Origin of the sequence: Winogradskyella psychrotolerans RS-3 (genome assembly GCF_000427335.1) — a bacterium.
Taxonomy (GTDB): domain Bacteria; phylum Bacteroidota; class Bacteroidia; order Flavobacteriales; family Flavobacteriaceae; genus Winogradskyella; species Winogradskyella psychrotolerans.
The window spans coordinates 1-684 of record NZ_ATMR01000172.1 but is presented as its reverse complement, the minus strand read 5'-3'; the positions used below and the strand labels follow the sequence as shown (position 1 = coordinate 684).

At 42.8% G+C, this 684-nt stretch carries 1 protein-coding gene; it reads left to right on the top strand.

Annotated elements, in window-relative coordinates:
- A partial coding sequence (locus tag ADIWIN_RS15675; RefSeq protein ID WP_040757605.1) for a LutC/YkgG family protein occupies positions 1–526 on the top strand: 526 nt, incomplete at its 5' end.
- Positions 527–684: the final 158 nt, after the last annotated feature.

Genomic DNA, 684 nt, shown 5'->3' with positions numbered 1-684 from the left:
GCTTCCTCTACCGGAGCATCCGGAATATCCTTATGAAGACAACCTGATCGAACAATTTCAGTCCAGCATAAAGCTGAATGGCGGAACAGCCAGAACGGGAGAAGGAAAAGCAGCCATACAAACGTATCTTCAAGAAAACTTCACCGCAGACAAACAGGTATTGTCTTTAGTAGATGGAATCACTGGGAACTTTGATGTCAAGAATGTCCAAGATCCACATGAATTGGAACATATAGAAGTGGCCATCCTGGAGGGTGATTGGGGAGTAGTAGAAAATGCAGCAATTTGGCTTCCTGAGGACAAAATTGCTCATCGGGCTTTGCCGTTTATTGCCCAGCATTTAATCGTCTTACTGAAAATCGATAAATTGCTTGGAAACATGCATGAAGTGTATCAAAAGATAAATGTAGCCGACTCAGGTTACGGTGTCTTTGTGGCCGGCCCTTCCAAGACTGCTGATATTGAACAATCATTGATTATTGGCGCCCATGGGCCAAGAAGTATGGTGGTTTTTTTGATGGAGTAATTTTATCTCTGATCGAAAAACAATAAGTGCATTCACCATTAGAATTTGTCAGCCCTGTTGCCTTTAAATGCATCAGGGCTTCTTTATTTATAGCAACCAAAAATCCACGGTTAAGGGAGGTCATTGCCGGATGCTACTGGGCTTGAAGCATAGCTCAT